At 67.7% G+C, this 841-nt stretch carries 1 protein-coding gene; it reads right to left on the minus strand.

The genetic code is table 11. The annotated features are described in order from the left end of the window. Positions 1 to 171: 171 nt before the first annotated feature. Positions 172 to 841 (minus strand): 6-phosphofructokinase (locus MIC448_RS10250; protein WP_036299142.1); only part of this gene is annotated, 670 nt, incomplete at its 5' end.

The following is an 841-nucleotide window of genomic DNA, read 5'->3' on the forward strand; positions in this document are numbered from 1 at the left end:
GACCGCGCGTGGTTGTGGAGGATGCATCCGTGCGTCCGCCATCCCGAATCGCCGACGGCTCACGCAGAGTGTAGGTGTCCCACTTTCTACCGCTGCACGAGGCGCAAAGCGGCAGAAAGTGGGACACGTACCCGAGAAAGTGGGACATCAGCAGCGCGACGATCCAGCGGGTCAGCCGAAGAGTGCCGCGGCCTCTTCGTAGCGGTACAGCGGCACCGTGTTGAGCTCGCCCAGCGCCTCCGCGAAGGGGACCCGCACGATGTCGGTGCCCTTCAGCGACACCATCTGACCCCACGCGCCCTCCATCACGGCATCCGCGGCGTGCAGGCCGAGCCGCGTGGCGAGCACACGGTCGAAGCCCGACGGCGAACCGCCGCGCTGGATGTGTCCGAGCACGGTCGCCCGCGTCTCGATGCCCGTGATGCGCTCGATCTCGGGCGCGAGCACCTCGCTGATCCCACCCAGGCGCGGACGGTTGAACGCGTCGAGCCCCTTGTCGCTGAAGGCCTCGTCCATGTCCTTGAGCTTGAAGCCCTCCGATACGACGACCAGCGGTGCGCGGCCCCGGTCGTGCGCCTTCGAGACGAGCTCGCAGATGTCGTCCATCGTGAGGGGAACTTCGGGAATCAGGATGGCGTGGGCACCGGCCGCGATGCCCGCGTGCAGTGCGATCCACCCCACGTGCCGACCCATCACCTCCGCGACCATGCACCGCTGGTGCGAGTCGCCGGTCGTACGCAGCCGGTCCATCGCCTCGGAGGCGATGTTCACGGCGGTGTCGAAACCGAACGAGTAGTCCGTCGCGCGCAGGTCGTTGTCGATCGTCTTCGGCACGCCGATG

It is taken from the genome of Microbacterium sp. C448 (genome assembly GCF_000582705.2).
GTDB lineage: Bacteria > Actinomycetota > Actinomycetes > Actinomycetales > Microbacteriaceae > Microbacterium > Microbacterium lacus_A.